A 246-nucleotide genomic window follows, 5' to 3' on the forward strand; every position below is an offset into this window, starting at 1 on the left:
GTGGACGGCCGCAGCAAGGTCACGGGCGCCGCGCGCTACGCCGCCGAATTCACGGCCACAGGGCTCGTGCACGGTGCGGTCGTCAACGCCACCATCGCTCGTGGCAAGATCGCTGCCATCGACGCGTTTTACAGCACGCCCACGGAATTTCATCAGCCGATGGAGATGCACGGCTGCACCGTCGTGCCTTCCGCCGACGGCCGCTATACCGTCTACGAAAAGACCCAGGGCGTGAGCAATACTCAG

General features: G+C 64.6%; 1 protein-coding gene. It reads left to right on the plus strand.

The genetic code is table 11. The annotated features are described in order from the left end of the window. On the plus strand, positions 1–246 hold a 246-nt coding region (locus AB4Y42_RS44745), incomplete at both ends, for a molybdopterin cofactor-binding domain-containing protein (RefSeq protein WP_368693004.1).

This window comes from Paraburkholderia sp. EG286B, assembly GCF_040965655.1.
Lineage (GTDB): Bacteria > Pseudomonadota > Gammaproteobacteria > Burkholderiales > Burkholderiaceae > Paraburkholderia.